This is a genomic window from Cellulomonas terrae, from assembly GCF_007990265.1.
Lineage (GTDB): Bacteria > Actinomycetota > Actinomycetes > Actinomycetales > Cellulomonadaceae > Cellulomonas > Cellulomonas terrae.
The window spans coordinates 94,904-108,292 of sequence record NZ_BJWH01000014.1 but is presented as its reverse complement, the minus strand read 5'-3'; the positions used below and the strand labels follow the sequence as shown (position 1 = coordinate 108,292).

General features: G+C 73.6%; 16 protein-coding genes. 8 read left to right on the top strand and 8 right to left on the bottom strand.

The window, feature by feature from the left end:
• Window positions 1-181: 181 nt before the first annotated feature.
• Window positions 182-592 carry a hypothetical protein gene (locus CTE05_RS13590; RefSeq protein WP_146846849.1) on the bottom strand — a complete coding sequence of 137 codons (411 nt, stop codon included), beginning with the start codon at window positions 590-592 and terminating at the stop codon, window positions 182-184.
• Between the two features lie 75 nt (window positions 593-667).
• Between CTE05_RS13590 and CTE05_RS13585 the strand changes: the two genes are divergently transcribed.
• From CTE05_RS13585 to CTE05_RS13575, 3 genes are all read left to right on the top strand, one after another.
• Window positions 668-1,243, top strand: a complete 576-nt coding sequence (locus tag CTE05_RS13585; protein ID WP_146846848.1) for a TetR/AcrR family transcriptional regulator — start codon at window positions 668-670, stop codon at window positions 1,241-1,243.
• Window positions 1,244-1,279: 36 nt separating this feature from the next.
• A complete protein-coding gene (locus CTE05_RS13580) occupies window positions 1,280-2,398 on the top strand; it encodes a winged helix DNA-binding domain-containing protein (protein WP_146846847.1) in 1,119 nt (372 codons plus the stop codon).
• Between the two features lie 80 nt (window positions 2,399-2,478).
• Window positions 2,479-3,399, top strand: coding sequence for a DMT family transporter (locus CTE05_RS13575; RefSeq protein WP_146846846.1), 921 nt, complete (start codon window positions 2,479-2,481; stop codon window positions 3,397-3,399).
• A 49-nt stretch (window positions 3,400-3,448) separates the two neighbouring features.
• Here the strand turns inward: CTE05_RS13575 and CTE05_RS13570 are convergent, their stop codons facing one another.
• Genes CTE05_RS13570 through CTE05_RS13555 form a run of 4 tightly spaced genes read right to left on the bottom strand, consistent with a single transcriptional unit; the run spans window position 3,449 to window position 7,419 of the window.
• Complete coding sequence (locus CTE05_RS13570) at window positions 3,449-5,134, bottom strand: ribonuclease J (protein WP_146846845.1); 1,686 nt, start codon at window positions 5,132-5,134, stop codon at window positions 3,449-3,451.
• 16 nt (window positions 5,135-5,150) lie between these two features.
• Window positions 5,151-6,068: a 4-hydroxy-tetrahydrodipicolinate synthase gene (dapA, locus tag CTE05_RS13565; RefSeq protein ID WP_146846844.1), complete on the bottom strand. Its 918-nt coding sequence runs from the start codon at window positions 6,066-6,068 to the stop codon at window positions 5,151-5,153.
• Window positions 6,069-6,118: 50 nt separating this feature from the next.
• Window positions 6,119-6,619: a dihydrofolate reductase gene (locus CTE05_RS13560; RefSeq protein WP_146846843.1), complete on the bottom strand. Its 501-nt coding sequence runs from the start codon at window positions 6,617-6,619 to the stop codon at window positions 6,119-6,121.
• Window positions 6,616-7,419 carry a thymidylate synthase gene (locus tag CTE05_RS13555; protein ID WP_146846842.1) on the bottom strand — a complete coding sequence of 268 codons (804 nt, stop codon included), beginning with the start codon at window positions 7,417-7,419 and terminating at the stop codon, window positions 6,616-6,618. Before CTE05_RS13555 ends, CTE05_RS13560 begins: the two co-directional genes overlap by 4 nt.
• Before the next feature lie 71 nt (window positions 7,420-7,490).
• Between CTE05_RS13555 and CTE05_RS13550 the strand changes: the two genes are divergently transcribed.
• From CTE05_RS13550 to CTE05_RS13530, 5 genes are all read left to right on the top strand, one after another.
• Window positions 7,491-8,963, top strand: a complete 1,473-nt coding sequence (locus CTE05_RS13550) for an NAD-dependent succinate-semialdehyde dehydrogenase (protein ID WP_146846841.1) — start codon at window positions 7,491-7,493, stop codon at window positions 8,961-8,963.
• 29 nt (window positions 8,964-8,992) lie between these two features.
• Entirely contained in the window at window positions 8,993-9,685 is a 693-nt protein-coding gene (locus tag CTE05_RS13545; RefSeq protein ID WP_146846840.1) for an AzlC family ABC transporter permease, read from the top strand.
• A complete protein-coding gene (locus tag CTE05_RS13540; protein ID WP_146846839.1) occupies window positions 9,682-10,002 on the top strand; it encodes an AzlD domain-containing protein in 321 nt (106 codons plus the stop codon). The genes CTE05_RS13545 and CTE05_RS13540 overlap by 4 nt, the downstream gene beginning before the upstream one ends.
• Before the next feature lie 104 nt (window positions 10,003-10,106).
• Window positions 10,107-10,733 (top strand): TIGR00645 family protein, encoded by a 627-nt coding sequence (locus CTE05_RS13535; protein ID WP_246123601.1) that lies wholly within the window; start codon window positions 10,107-10,109, stop codon window positions 10,731-10,733.
• Window positions 10,733-11,299, top strand: coding sequence for a GNAT family N-acetyltransferase (locus tag CTE05_RS13530; protein WP_146846838.1), 567 nt, complete (start codon window positions 10,733-10,735; stop codon window positions 11,297-11,299). Before CTE05_RS13535 ends, CTE05_RS13530 begins: the two co-directional genes overlap by 1 nt.
• Here CTE05_RS13530 and CTE05_RS13525 read toward each other — a convergent pair.
• The 3 genes from CTE05_RS13525 to CTE05_RS13515 are packed head-to-tail and all read right to left on the bottom strand — an operon-like array spanning window position 11,296 to window position 13,363.
• Window positions 11,296-11,766, bottom strand: coding sequence for a hypothetical protein (locus tag CTE05_RS13525; protein WP_146846837.1), 471 nt, complete (start codon window positions 11,764-11,766; stop codon window positions 11,296-11,298). The genes CTE05_RS13530 and CTE05_RS13525 overlap by 4 nt on opposite strands.
• Window positions 11,763-12,518 (bottom strand): 4-hydroxy-tetrahydrodipicolinate reductase, encoded by a 756-nt coding sequence (gene dapB, locus CTE05_RS13520; RefSeq protein ID WP_146846836.1) that lies wholly within the window; start codon window positions 12,516-12,518, stop codon window positions 11,763-11,765. Before dapB ends, CTE05_RS13525 begins: the two co-directional genes overlap by 4 nt.
• A 17-nt stretch (window positions 12,519-12,535) precedes the next feature.
• Window positions 12,536-13,363, bottom strand: a complete 828-nt coding sequence (locus tag CTE05_RS13515; RefSeq protein WP_146846835.1) for a hypothetical protein — start codon at window positions 13,361-13,363, stop codon at window positions 12,536-12,538.
• Window positions 13,364-13,389: the final 26 nt, after the last annotated feature.

Below are 13,389 nucleotides of genomic sequence, written 5' to 3'. Positions count from 1 at the left end.
CGGGGGTGGCGCGGGCCTCCGCCCCTGCGGGCGGGACGAGCCGGTGGACTTGCCGGACGCGCGCGACGTCGCCGGCGCACCGGAGCGGGCGCGGGGGGTGGACGTGCGAGTCGCCATGGTCCTCAAACTAGTCGGGGCCGTGGCCGACACGTCGACGGACGGGCGCGTGTCGGGCGCGCGTTCACCCGAGCAGCAGGCCGACACCGAGGGTCGCGACGCCCCCGGCGAGCAGGACGGCCCCGGCACCGAGCAGGACGACCGCCCGGTTGGGCGCCTCCCGGCCGCGGCCCATCGCCGAGAAGAAGAAGCCCGCCGACATGACGATCGCTGCGACGAGCACGCCGGTCTGCGCGAGCCAGCGCCAGAAGCCGGTGAGCGTCGTGGCCTCGCCGAGGACCAGGCAGACCAGGCCGAGCGTGACCAGGACGCCCGCGTGGGCGTGCCCGGCCCGGAAGAAGCTCCTCTGGAAGTCGGTGACCTCCTCCTTGCCGGCGACGACGCGCAGCAGGAACGCACCGCCGGACTCGATCGCGACCACCGACAGCGCGACGATGCCGGCCGTGACCCGGGCGGCCTCGGTGAGCTCGATCATGCGCGTCCTCCTCGTTTGCGAACACTGTTATAGAACACTGTGCGTAAACTCCCGTCAACCCTCTAGACTCGCCCGATGGCCCGCCCGCGCGTGCACGACGACGCCCTCCGCGCCCGCCTGCTCGAGGAGGCGTCGGCGATCGTGGCATCCGTCGGCGCGACCGGGCTGACCGTCCGCGACCTCGCGGCCCGCGCGGGGACCTCGCCCTCGGCGGTGTACTCGCTCTTCGGCAGCCGCGAGGACCTGGTGCGGGCCGTCGGCGACGAGGCGTTCGCGCGCTTCGCCGAGCGGCTCGCCGCCGTCCCCCGCACCGCGGACCCCGGTGCGGACCTGCTCGGGCTCGGCCTCGCGTACCGGGAGAACGCCCTGGCGGACCCCCACTTCTACCGTGTCATGTTCAGCGCGACGGGCGCCGGGCTGCAGGACGGGACGCGCGGACCGGCGACGTCGAGCACGACGTTCCTCGTCCTGCGCGACGCCGTCGCCCGGGTCCTGGGCGACCCTTCCGGGGCCGAGGAGCCGGCCCTGGGGCTGTGGGCGTTGGTGCACGGGCTCGTCGAGCTGGAGCTCGACGGGATCCTGCCGGACGGAGGCGAGCAGCGGTACGCGCACGTGCTGCGCGTCGCAGGGCAGGGGATCCTCGGCGGCTGACCTGACGGTGTCGCAGGCACGTGCCACCGTGGACCCATGGCCGTGACCCGCACGCAGGTGCTCCGCTACCGCGTCCACGCCCAGCAGCTCGACCGGGCGACCAGGAAGGACCGGCGTCCCGACGCGGCGGCGGTCCTGGATCTCGGCGTGCAGGACACCGGCCCCGACGGCGCGCTCTGGGCGCTCGCGCTGCGCGGCGTCCCCGTCTCCGCGCACACCTGGCCGAAGGAGCTCGCGCTGGCGTGGTCCGTGCGCGCCTCCCCGCACGCGTACCGCAGGGCCGACCTGCCGGCGGTCCAGCGGGCGCTGCGCCCGTACTCCGAGGCCGACGCGGCCAAGCGCGTGCTGAGCGCGTCGCAGCCCCTGAAGGCCGCCGGGATCCCCGCGCTGGACGCACTCGCGACGGTGGCCCGGACGATGCACGACCTCGTGGCCGAGCCGATGGTGAAGGGGACGCTCTCCACCCGGCTGACCACGAGGATGACCGAGCCGTACCTGCGCTGGTGCCCCGCCTGCCACGCCACGCACGTGTACGAGATGCCGTTCCGGCTGGGCGCGCTGCACGGCGGGCTCGAGCTCGAGCCGGACACCTCTCCCCCGGTGGTCCGGCGCATCCCGCGCTGGCCCGCCGGCCAGGTGGGGAACCTCGAGCGGCCCACGGACGACGACGACGGCCCCGTGGACCTGCTGCGCAACCTCCTGCACCTGCTGGGACCGATGACGCCCGCGCAGGCCGCGACCTACCTGGACGGGGCCGTCCGGGACGTGAAGGCTCGGTGGCCGCAGGACGCCGTCGAGGTCACGGTCGACGGCCGGCCCGCCAGCATGCTCGACGGCGACCTCCCCGCCCTGCAGGACCCCCCGGACCAGCCGGTCGTGCGCCTGCTCGGCCCGTACGACCTGTACCTGCAGGGTCGCGACCGTGACCTGCTCGTCCCGGACACCGCCCGGCACAAGGCGCTCTGGCCGGTGCTCGGCCGACCGGGTGCGGTGCTCGTGGACGGCGAGGTCGTCGGGACGTGGCGGCCGCGCGCGAAGGGGAAGGTGCTCGCGCTCGAGCTCGACCCGTGGGTGCCGTGGTCCGCGGCGACGACGACCGCGGTCGGCGTCGAGCACGAGCGGCTCGCGCAGTTCCGGGGCCTGACCCCGGCCTGACCCACGACCGACCGGGACAGGGTGTCGGTGGTCGGTCCTACGGTGAGCGCTATGCGTTCTCGTCTCGTCGCGGTGCCCTCGTGAGCCGCCGCGGTTGGTTCCTGCTCGTCGCCGTCGGCATCATCTGGGGCGTCCCGTACCTGCTCATCAAGATCGCCGTCACCGACGTCACACCTGTCATGGTCGTGTTCGTCCGGACCGCGCTCGGCGCCCTGCTCCTCCTGCCGTTCGCGCTGCGCGGCGGTGGCCTGCGGGTGCTGCGCGGACACTGGCCGGCCGTGCTGGGCTTCTCGGTGCTGGAGATCGTCCTGCCGTGGATCCTGCTGTCCAACGCGGAGCGCACCCTGTCCAGCTCGACGACCGGCCTGCTGGTCGCGACCGTCCCGATCGCCGCCGTGATCCTCGGTCGCCTGGTCGGCGACCGCCGTCCCGTCGCCGCGATCCGCTGGGTCGGCCTGCTCGTGGGCCTCGGCGGTGTCGCGCTGCTGCTCGGCCCGGGCGCGGCCGGCGGGGACCCGTGGGCCGTCGCCCAGGTGCTCCTCGCGGCCCTCGGGTACGCGGCCGCGCCGATCATCGCGGACCGGTCGTTGCGCGACGTGCCCGCCATCCCGCTCACGGCCACCTGCCTCGGCATCACCGCGCTCGCGTACGCGCCGGTCGTGCTCGTCACAGGTCCGCACCCGTGGCCGCCGGTCGACGCCGTCCTGGCCCTCGTCGGGCTCGGGGCGCTGTGCACCGCGCTGGCGTTCGTGCTGTTCTTCCGGCTGATCGTCGAGGTCGGCGCCGCGCGGTCCACCCTCGTCGCCTACCTCAACCCGGTCGTCGCGGTGGCCCTGGGCGCCCTCGTGCTCGACGAGGTCATCACCCTCACCGTGCTCGCCGCGACCGCGCTCATCCTGATCGGCTCGGCGGCGGCGTCCCGGCGCACGCGTGAGGTCGCTGCGGGCGTCGACGAGCCGACACCCACCGCCGACGAGGTCGCGCGCGTCACCCCGACGTGACGACGGCCCCATCCTGCCGTGGCAGGACGGGGCCGCGCTGACCGGACGGTCAGGCCTCGACGACCACCGGGATGATCATCGGGCGACGGCGCAGGCGGTTCGACACCCAGCGCCCCACGACGCGGCGCATGACCTGCTGGAGGACGTGCGCGTCGGAGTTCCCGTTGCGTGCCGACTCCTCGAGAGCGGCGGTGAGCTCCGGGAGGATGTCCTCGAACACGGCGTCCTGCTCGGCGAACCCGCGGGCGTGGATCTGCGGCCCGGCGAGCACCTTGCCGTCGGCGGAGCTGACCACCGCGAAGATCGAGATGAACCCCTCGTCGCCCAGGATCCGCCGGTCCTTGAGCTCGACCTCCGTGATCTCCCCGACGCTCGAGCCGTCGACGTACACGTACCCGCAGGGCACGGCGCCGACGATCCGGGCGCGACCGTCGATGAGGTCGACCACCACGCCGTCCTCGGCGAGCACCACACGGTCGGCGGGGATGCCGGTCTGCACCGCGAGCGCCGCGTTGGCCACGAGGTGCCGGATCTCGCCGTGCACGGGCATGACGTTGCGCGGCTTGAGGATGTTGTAGCAGTAGAGGAGCTCACCGGCGCTGGCGTGGCCGGAGACGTGCACCTTGGCGTTGCCGGAGTGCACGACGCGGGCACCGAGCCGGGTCAGGCCGTTGATCACGCGGAAGACGGCGTTCTCGTTCCCGGGGATGAGCGACGACGCCATGATCACGGTGTCGCCGGGGCCGACCGAGACCTTGTGGTCGTTGTTGGCGATCCGGGACAGCGCGGCCATCGGCTCGCCCTGCGACCCGGTGCACATGAGCACGATCTCGTCGTCGCGCAGGGTGTCGACCTGCTTGAGGTCGATCAGCACGCCCTCGGGCACCTTGAGGTAGCCGAGGTCGGCGGCGATGCCCATGTTGCGGACCATCGACCGGCCGACGAGCGCGACGCGACGCTGGTGCGTGTACGCGGCGTCGAGCACCTGCTGGACGCGGTGCACGTGCGAGGCGAACGACGCGACGATGATCCGCTTCGTGGAGTCCGCGAAGACCTGGTCCAGGACGGGACCGATCCCCCGCTCCTGCGCGACGAACCCGGGCACCTCGGCGTTGGTGGAGTCCACCATGAACAGGTCGACGCCGCGCTCGCCGAGCCGGGCGAACGCCCGCAGGTCGGTGATCCGGCCGTCGAGCGGCAGCTGGTCCATCTTGAAGTCGCCCGTGTGCAGCACGGTGCCGGCGGCGGTGTGCACGGCGACGGCGAGCGCGTCGGGGATGGAGTGGTTCACGGCGACGAACTCGCACTCGAAGCCGCCGAACGTCGCGGTCTGCCCCTCGCGCACCTCGCGCGTGACGGGCTGGATGCGGTGCTCCTTGAGCTTCGCCTCGATGAACGCGAGCGTCAGCCTGGAGCCGACCAGCGGGATGTTCTTGCGCAGGCGCAGCAGGTACGGCACGGCACCGATGTGGTCCTCGTGGCCGTGCGTGAGGATGATCGCCTCGATGTCGTCGAGGCGGTCCTTGATGTACTCGAAGTCGGGGAGGATCAGGTCGACGCCGGGCTGGTGGTCCTCGGGGAACAGGACGCCGCAGTCGATGACGAGCAGACGTCCGGCGTGCTCGAGGACGGCCATGTTGCGGCCGACCTCGCCGAGCCCACCCAGTGCGACGACGCGCAGGGCACCGTCGGGCAGTGCCGGCGGCAGGGTGAGCTCGGGATGCGGGTGACTCATAGGGCTCCTGGTGGGATCAGCGCACGACGACGTCGAGCAGCCCGGCGGCCCGCAGGCCGTCGCGGATCAGCGCGAGCTCGTCGTCGGTCGCGGGGACGAGCGGGAGGCGCACCGAGCGCTCGGGCAGGACGCCCAGCACCTGGAGCGCGGCCTTCGCGGCGACGGCCTGGAAGCCGGCACCGTTGAGTGCGTCGATCGCGGGCATGATCGATCGGAAGGTCTGGAGGGCGGCCGTGTGGTCGCCGGCGTCGAACGCGGCGACGATCTCGCCCAGCTGCCGGCCCACGACGTGGCCCGCGACGCTGACGATGCCGACCGCACCGTGCGCGAGCAGGCCCAGCAGCGCGCTGTCGTCGCCGGAGTACCAGGCGAGGCCCGTCTGGGCGATCGACTTGGCGGCGGCGTACGAGTCGCCGCCGGCGTCCTTCATCGCGATGACCCGGTCGTGGCCCGCGAGCGCCGCGATCGTCGACGGCGCGAACCGCACGCCGGTGCGGCCGGGCACGTCGTAGAGCATGACGGGCAGGTCCGTGGCGTCGGCGACGGCCTCGACGTGCCGGCGGACGCCGTCCTGCGAGGGACGCGAGTAGTACGGGCTGACGACGAGCAGGCCGTGCGCTCCGGCCTCGGCCGCCTGCTCTGCCATGCGGACGGCGTGCGCGGTGTCGTTGGACCCGGCACCGGCGACGACGGACGCGCGGTCGCCGACGGCCTCGACGACGGCCCGGACCAGCTCCGCCTTCTCGGGTGCGTGCGTGGTCGACGCCTCGCCCGTCGTGCCGTTGAGCACGAGCCCGTCGTTGCCGTGGTCCACGAGGTGCTTCGCCAGCCGCACGGCTCCCGCGAGGTCCACCGCTCCGTCCGCCGTCATCGGCGTGACCATCGCGGTGAGCACGGACCCGAACGGGCGGGTGGGCGTGGAGGTGCGCGGCATGGGGCCACGGTACCGCCCCGCGCGCGCCTGCCGTCGTGCGGTTCCGCCCCTCAGGCGCGCAGGTACGACTCGAACCGGTACCGCGTGCCACCGGCCGACGAGACGTGCCAGCCGCGGTCGGGGTCGACACCCGCCCGTCGCCAGGCGCCTGTGTCCAGCGCAGGGGCCCGGGTATCGCCGCCGACGTCGAGCGACACGACGGTGACCTCGACGCGGTCGGCGAGCGGGAGGAACGCCCGGTAGACCTCTCCCCCGCCGATGATCCAGGCGTCACGGTCGCCGACCAGCCGGAGCGCCTCGTCGATGCCGTGCACGACGAGAGCCCCGGCGGCCTCGAAGCCGGGAGTCCGGGTGAGCACGACGTTGTCGCGGCCGGGCAGCGGCCGGAACCGCGCGGGCAGCGACGCCCACGTGGCGCGGCCCATGATCACGGGGTGACCCCGCGTGAGGTCACGGAAGTGCGCCATGTCCTCCGGGACGTGCCAGGGCAGGCTGCCGTCGCGCCCGATGATCCCGGTGGGGGTCTGGGCCCAGACGAGCGCGAGGCTCACACGGCCACCGGAGCCTTGATGGCCGGGTGGTACCGGTAGTCGACGACCTGGACGTCCTCGAACGTGTAGTCGAACAGCGAGTCGGCCTTGCGCAGCTCGAGCGTCGGTGCCGGGTAGGGCGTCCGGCTGAGCTGCTCGCGGACCTGGTCGACGTGGTTGTCGTAGATGTGGCAGTCGCCGCCGGTCCACACGAAGTCGCCGACCTCGAGGCCCACCTGCTGGGCGACCATGTGCGTTAGCAGCGCGTACGACGCGATGTTGAACGGCACCCCGAGGAACAGGTCGGCGGACCGCTGGTAGAGCTGGCACGACAGCCGCCCGTCGGCGACGTAGAACTGGAAGAACGCGTGACAGGGTGCGAGCGCCATCGAGGGGATGTCGGCGACGTTCCACGCCGAGACGATGTGCCGGCGCGAGTCGGGGTCGCGACGCAGGTTGGCCAGCAGCTCGGTGATCTGGTCGACGTGGCCGCCGTCGGGCGTCGGCCAGCTGCGCCACTGCACGCCGTACACCGGGCCGAGCTCGCCGTCCGGGCCGGCCCACTCGTCCCAGATGGTCACGTCGTTCTCGTGCAGGTAGGCGACGTTCGACTCCCCCCGCAGGAACCACAGCAGCTCGTGCACGATCGAGCGCAGGTGGACGCGCTTCGTCGTGACCAGCGGGAACCCCGCGGACAGGTCGAACCGCATCTGGTGGCCGAACACGCTGCGCGTCCCCGTCCCCGTCCGGTCCGCCTTCGGGGTGCCGGTCTCCAGGACGAGCCGGAGCAGGTCCTCGTACGGGGCGGGCGTCTCGCTCATGCGCGCCATCGTAGGTCGCCGCCGACGGCGGGTCCGAGCGCCGACGCGCCGCGGACGACATACTGGCGGGTATGACGCCGCCGTCCCTGCCCCCCACCGTCGCCGCCCACGTCCCCACCGGGGTCCTGATCGACGGGGCGTGGCGCCCCGCGAGCACGGGCCGGACGTTCGAGGTGGCCGACCCGGCGACCACCGAGGTGCTCTTCGACGTGGCCGACGGGGGCGAGCAGGACGCGCTCGACGCCCTGACCGCCGCGGACGGGGCGTTCCCGGAGTGGCGGGCGACCGCTCCCCGGGTGCGCGCCGAGCTGCTCCGGGCGGTCTTCGAGACGATCACCGCCCGCACCGAGGACATCGCCGCCCTGGTGACGGCCGAGGGCGGCAAGCCGCTGGCCGAGTCGCGTGCCGAGGTCGCCTACGGCGCCGACTACGTCCGGTGGTACTCCGAGCAGGCCGTCCGCTTCGAGGGGCTGGCCCGGCGCGCGCCGTCGGGCGCCAACCACCAGCTCGTCCTGCGCCGGCCCGTCGGCCCCGCGCTGCTCATCACCCCGTGGAACTTCCCGATCGCGATGATCGCCCGCAAGGTCGCCCCGGCACTGGCCGCGGGGTGCACCGTCGTCATCAAGCCGGCCCAGCTGACCCCGCTGACCACCGCGTACGTCGCGGAGATCATCCGGGAGGAGCTGGAGGGCCGCGGGCTCCCGACGGGCGTGGTCAACGTGGTGCCGTCGGCGTCGGCGCGCACCATCTCCGGTCCCCTGCTGGCGGACCCGCGGCTGCGCAAGCTCTCGTTCACTGGCTCGACCGAGGTGGGTGCCGCGCTGCTCAAGGCGTCGGCGGACAACATCCTGCGCACGTCCATGGAGCTGGGCGGCAACGCGCCGTTCCTCGTCTTCGAGGACGCCGACATCCCCGCCGCCGTGCAGGGTGCCGTGCAGGCCAAGATGCGCAACGCCGGCCAGACGTGCGTCGCCGCCAACCGGTTCCTCGTGCACGCGTCCGTCGCCGAGGAGTTCACCGCGGGCCTCACGGAGGCCTTCGACCGGCTCGTGGTAGGGCACGGAGCCGACGAGGGCACGACGGTCGGTCCGCTGATCGAGTCGTCGGCCGTGGACCGCGTCGAGGAGGTCGTCGCGGAGGCCGTCGACGCCGGGGCGCGCGTCCGCATCGGCGGCGACCGGCCCGACCGCCCCGGGTACTTCTACGCACCGACCGTCCTCGACCGGGTGTCGGCGGACCTGCGCGTGATCACCGAGGAGACCTTTGGTCCCGTCGCCCCCGTCGTGACGTTCGGCTCGGAGGACGAGGGTGTCGCCCTGGCGAACTCGACCCCGTTCGGTCTGGTGGCCTACGCGTACACGCGGGACATCGCTCGGGCGCTGCGCCTGGCGGAGTCCGTGGACACCGGGATGCTCGGCGTGAACCGGGGCCTGGTGTCCGACGCGAGCGCCCCGTTCGGCGGCGTGAAGTCGTCGGGACTGGGCCGCGAGGGCGGCGAGGCCGGCATCGAGGAGTATCTCGACAGCGTGTACGTCGCGATCTAGCCGACGCCGCCTGTGCGACAGTTGCCCGCGTGACGCACGACGCCGAAGGACGGGCCGCCATCCGGCAGGCCGTCTCGGTCTCGCTGGCCACCGGTCTGTACGGCGTCTCCTTCGGCGCGCTCGCGGTCGCCGCCGGGCTGACCGTCCCCCAGGCCATGGCGCTCAGCCTCCTGATGTTCTCCGGCGGCTCGCAGTTCGCGTTCATCGGCGTCGTCGGCGCGGGCGGGCTCGCCGGAGCAGCGATCGCGACCGCGGGACTGCTCGGGGTGCGCAACGGGCTCTACGGTCCGCAGGTCGCGCCCCTGATCGACTCCCGCGGCTGGCGCCGGCCGCTCGCCGCGCAGCTGACCATCGACGAGTCCACCGCCGTCGCGACCGCGCACAAGCCCCCCCACGCCGCGCAGCTCGGCTTCTGGTGGACCGGCGTGGGCGTCTTCGTGCTCTGGAACGTGTTCACGCTCGTCGGGGCCGTCGCCGGCGACCGGATGGGTGATCCCGCGAGGTACGGGCTCGACGCCGCCGCGGCGGCCGCGTTCCTCGGCCTGGTGTGGCCGCGGATCACCGGGCCGGGCTCCCGCCTCGCGCAGACGGTGGCGGCGGGCGCGGTCGTCGTCGCGCTGGCCCTCACCCCCCTGGTGCCCGCCGGGATCCCCGTGCTGCTGGCCGCCGTCGTCGCCATCGCCGCGGGTCTCGTCGCGCGCGAGCCGGAGCCGGTCGCATGAGCCCGGTCGGCACCTGGATCGCCCTGGTCGTCGCCAGCGCCGTCGTCTTCGCGCTCAAGCTCGCCGGCCACCTGGTGCCCAAGCACTGGCTCGCCGAGCCGCGCGTCGCGCGCACCGCGGCGCTCGTCACCGTGGCCCTGCTGTCCGCGCTCGTCGCCGTGCAGACCGCCACCCGCGGGAACGAGCTCGTGCTGGACGCCCGCCTGCCCGCGCTCGTCGTCGCCGCGATCGCCCTGGCGCTGCGGGCCCCGTTCATCGTCGTCGTCCTGCTGGCCGCCGTCACGGCGGCCGTGCTCCGGGCACTCGGCATGCCCTGAGATCATGGGCACCATCGACGGCCGTCGGCCGTTGGGGTGTCGGAACACCCCCCCGCTGGGCGCCGCAGTCGCGCGCCCGCACCATCATCTTCCCGGAGGACCCCGTGGCCACTGCCGCCCAGCGCAGCTCGCTCGGTTCGCTCATCTTCCTGTCGCGCTGGCTTCAGGTGCCGCTCTACCTCGGACTGATCGTCGCCCAGGCGATCTACGTCTGGCAGTTCATGCTCGAGCTCTGGCACATCTTCGAGGAGGTGTTCCTGCACGGCGGCATGAAGGAAGCCGACATCATGCTGGCCGTCCTCGGCCTCGTCGACGTCGTGATGATCGCGAACCTGCTGATCATGGTGATCATCGGCGGCTACGAGACCTTCGTGTCCCGCATCAAGCTCGACGACCACCCGGACCAGCCGGAGTGGCTCTCGCACGTCAACGCGAACGTCCTGAAGACCAAGCTCGCGATGTCGATCATCGGCATCTCCTCGATCCACCTCCTCAAGAGCTTCATCGAGGCACCCACGATCCTCGCCCGCCCGGACGGGTTCGACACCCTGCTGTGGCAGACGATCATCCACCTGGCGTTCATCGTGTCCGCGATGGCGCTGGCGTGGATCGACAACCTGTCGGTCAAGCACCCGCCGAAGGCGGTGCCCGCGGTCGACCACGGCCGGGAGCCGCTCGCCAACCCGCCCAAGGTCACGGACGACCGCCACGACCCGGTGCACGTCCTCTGATGCCCCTGTTCAGCGAGAACGCCGACGTCTCCGTCCGCCCCGCGATCCGGGGCGACGAGCACGCGATCGCCCGCATCCAGGTCCAGGCGTGGCAGCTGTCGCACGCCGAGGTCCTGGGTCAGGGTGCGCTCGACATGCTCGACACGTCCGCCATCGAGGCGCAGTGGGCCGCGGCGGTCTCGTCACCGCCCGGAGCGGGGTACCGCGTGCTGGTCGCCTGCGACGGTCCGACCGTCGTCGGCGTGGTCTCCGTCGCGCCGGTCCCGACCCCGGAGGACCGTCCGTTCGACGCCCCGGGCGGTGCGATCCTCGCGCTCGAGGTCGAGCCTGCGCACCAGCGCGTCGGTCACGGGTCGCGGCTGCTCGCCGCGGCGGTCGACACGCTGCGCGAGGACGGCGCCGACCAGGTGCACACCTGGGTGCTCGACGGCGACGACGCGCGGGCGCAGTTCCTGTCGTCCGCCGGTCTCGGTCCCGACGACGTGGTCCGCGAGCTGGTCTCCGGCCGGATGCCCGACGGGTCGACGCGGACCGTCACCGAGCACCGCTGGTCGGCCTCGATCTAGCCCCGGTGCAGCCGGCTGGCCGTCCGCAGCGACTCGCGGGCGCGCCGCCGGTCCCCCGCCGCGTCGTAGGCGAACGCCAGGTGGTACCAGGAGCGCCAGTCGTCCGGGTGCTCCTCGGCCCGCTCGCGCGCCGGCCCGAACGCCTCCCGCGCAGCGGCGCGGTCGATCCTTCCGGCGGGCGACCTGGGCAGGTCGTCGACGGGCAGCTCGTCGGCGTCCGCCAGCTCGTCGGCCATCCGCTGCACGTCGATCGCGAGCCGCCACTCCCGCGCGACCAGCCAGATCACCAGCGGCGGCAGGATCCAGAACGCGATCCCCAGGCCGATCCCGACGGGCTCGCCGGTCCGGATGAGGGCGGTCGCCCGGGTGGCGACGAGCCACACGTACAGCCCGAGCAGACCCGTGAGCGCGACGGCAGCGGCGATCGACGTCCAGCGCAGGCGGCTCGAGCGGGCGGCCACGGTCATGCCAGGTCGAGCAACTGCTCGAGACCGACGGTCAGCCCCGGCCGCGAACCCACCTGGCGCACCGCCAGCAGGACGCCGGGCATGAAGCTGACCCGGTCGAACGAGTCGTGCCGGATGGTCAGCTGTTCGCCGGCGTTGCCGAGCAGGATCTCCTCGTGCGCGACGAGCCCACGCAGGCGCACCGAGTGCACCCGCACGCCGTCGACGTCCGCCCCGCGCGCACCGTCGAGGGACTGCGTGGTCGCGTCCGGCAGCGGACCGAGGGCGGCCGCAGCGCGCGCCGCCGCGATCGCGGAGGCCGTGTGCCGTGCGGTGCCGGACGGAGCGTCGACCTTGTCGGGGTGGTGCAGCTCGATCACCTCGACGGACTCGAACCAGCGCGCCGCGCGCGCCGCGAACGCCATGGCGAGCACGGCGCCCAGCGCGAAGTTCGGGGCGACCAGGACGCCGACGCCGGGCCGGTCGGCGAGGTGGTCGCGGACGCGTGCGAGCGAGTCGTCGTCCCAGCCGGTGGTGCCGACGACCAGGTGCACCCCGGCGTCCACGAGCGCGTGCACGTTGCCCTCGGTGGCCGACGGGACGGTGAAGTCGACCGCGACCTGCGCACCGGCGTCGACGACCACCGACAGGTCCTCGTGGGCGTCGACGGCGGCGACCAGCTCGAGGTCGGGGGCGTCCTGCACGGCCCGGACGACCGTCGATCCCATGCGTCCCGCCGCACCCAGCACGGCCACCCTGATGCGCTCGCTCACGAGGAGAAACCCTAACGTCAGGCGGCGACCCCGAGCGCCGCCGCGATGCCTGCCTCCAGACGACGCAGCTCCACGTGGCTGAGGCCCGTGAACCGCTCGACCTCCCGGGGCGGGTAGCCGGCCCGCAGGTACCACTGCAGGACCGCCAGGACGTCCTGCGGCCGCACGGGACCCGGGCCGACGGCGTCCCGGACGAACGCCGAGAACCGCACGGCGGCCAGGAACGCCTCCGGGGTGATCCCGAGGGTCTCGACGATCTCGCGGTGCAGGACACCGATCGCCAGGTCGGCGCGCCGCGCCAGGTCCGACGCGCGCACCAGTCCGCGCTGCTCGACGACGTCGCGCAGCACGGGCGTGAGAGCCTCCAGCGGCGACCCGACCGGGGCGGGCACGGCGTGGGCCGCGAGAGCCGCGCCGAGCGTCGCGGCCGCGTCCGCGTCCCGCCCCTGCTCCAGCGCGGTCGCGCACTCCTCCTCCACCCCGGTGCCGAGCACGTCGGAGATCGCGACGGGGTCGTGGGCGCCCGCGTGCACCCCCGTCCGCGCGAGCGCCACCGGGTCGAGCTGGGCGCCGAGCCGGACCGCCGGTCCGTGCTGCTCCCGGACGAACGCCCGGTCGGCGAGGCCGCGAACACCGCTGCCGTCCGTGGTGCGCACGAGGCTCAGCGGGTCGATGTGCACCCCGGCGGTGCCGACGGCCACGGTCACCAGGCCGTGCCCGTCGGGCAGCAGCACCTCGCGCTCGACGGCGCCGTCCGGCAGGCGCACCACCCACAGGTGCTCGACGATCCCGTGCGCGCCCGGCGGGGGTGGGTAGCGGTGGTAGACGACCTGCTTGAGGGCCATGCCCCATCATCGCGCGCGCGGGCCCT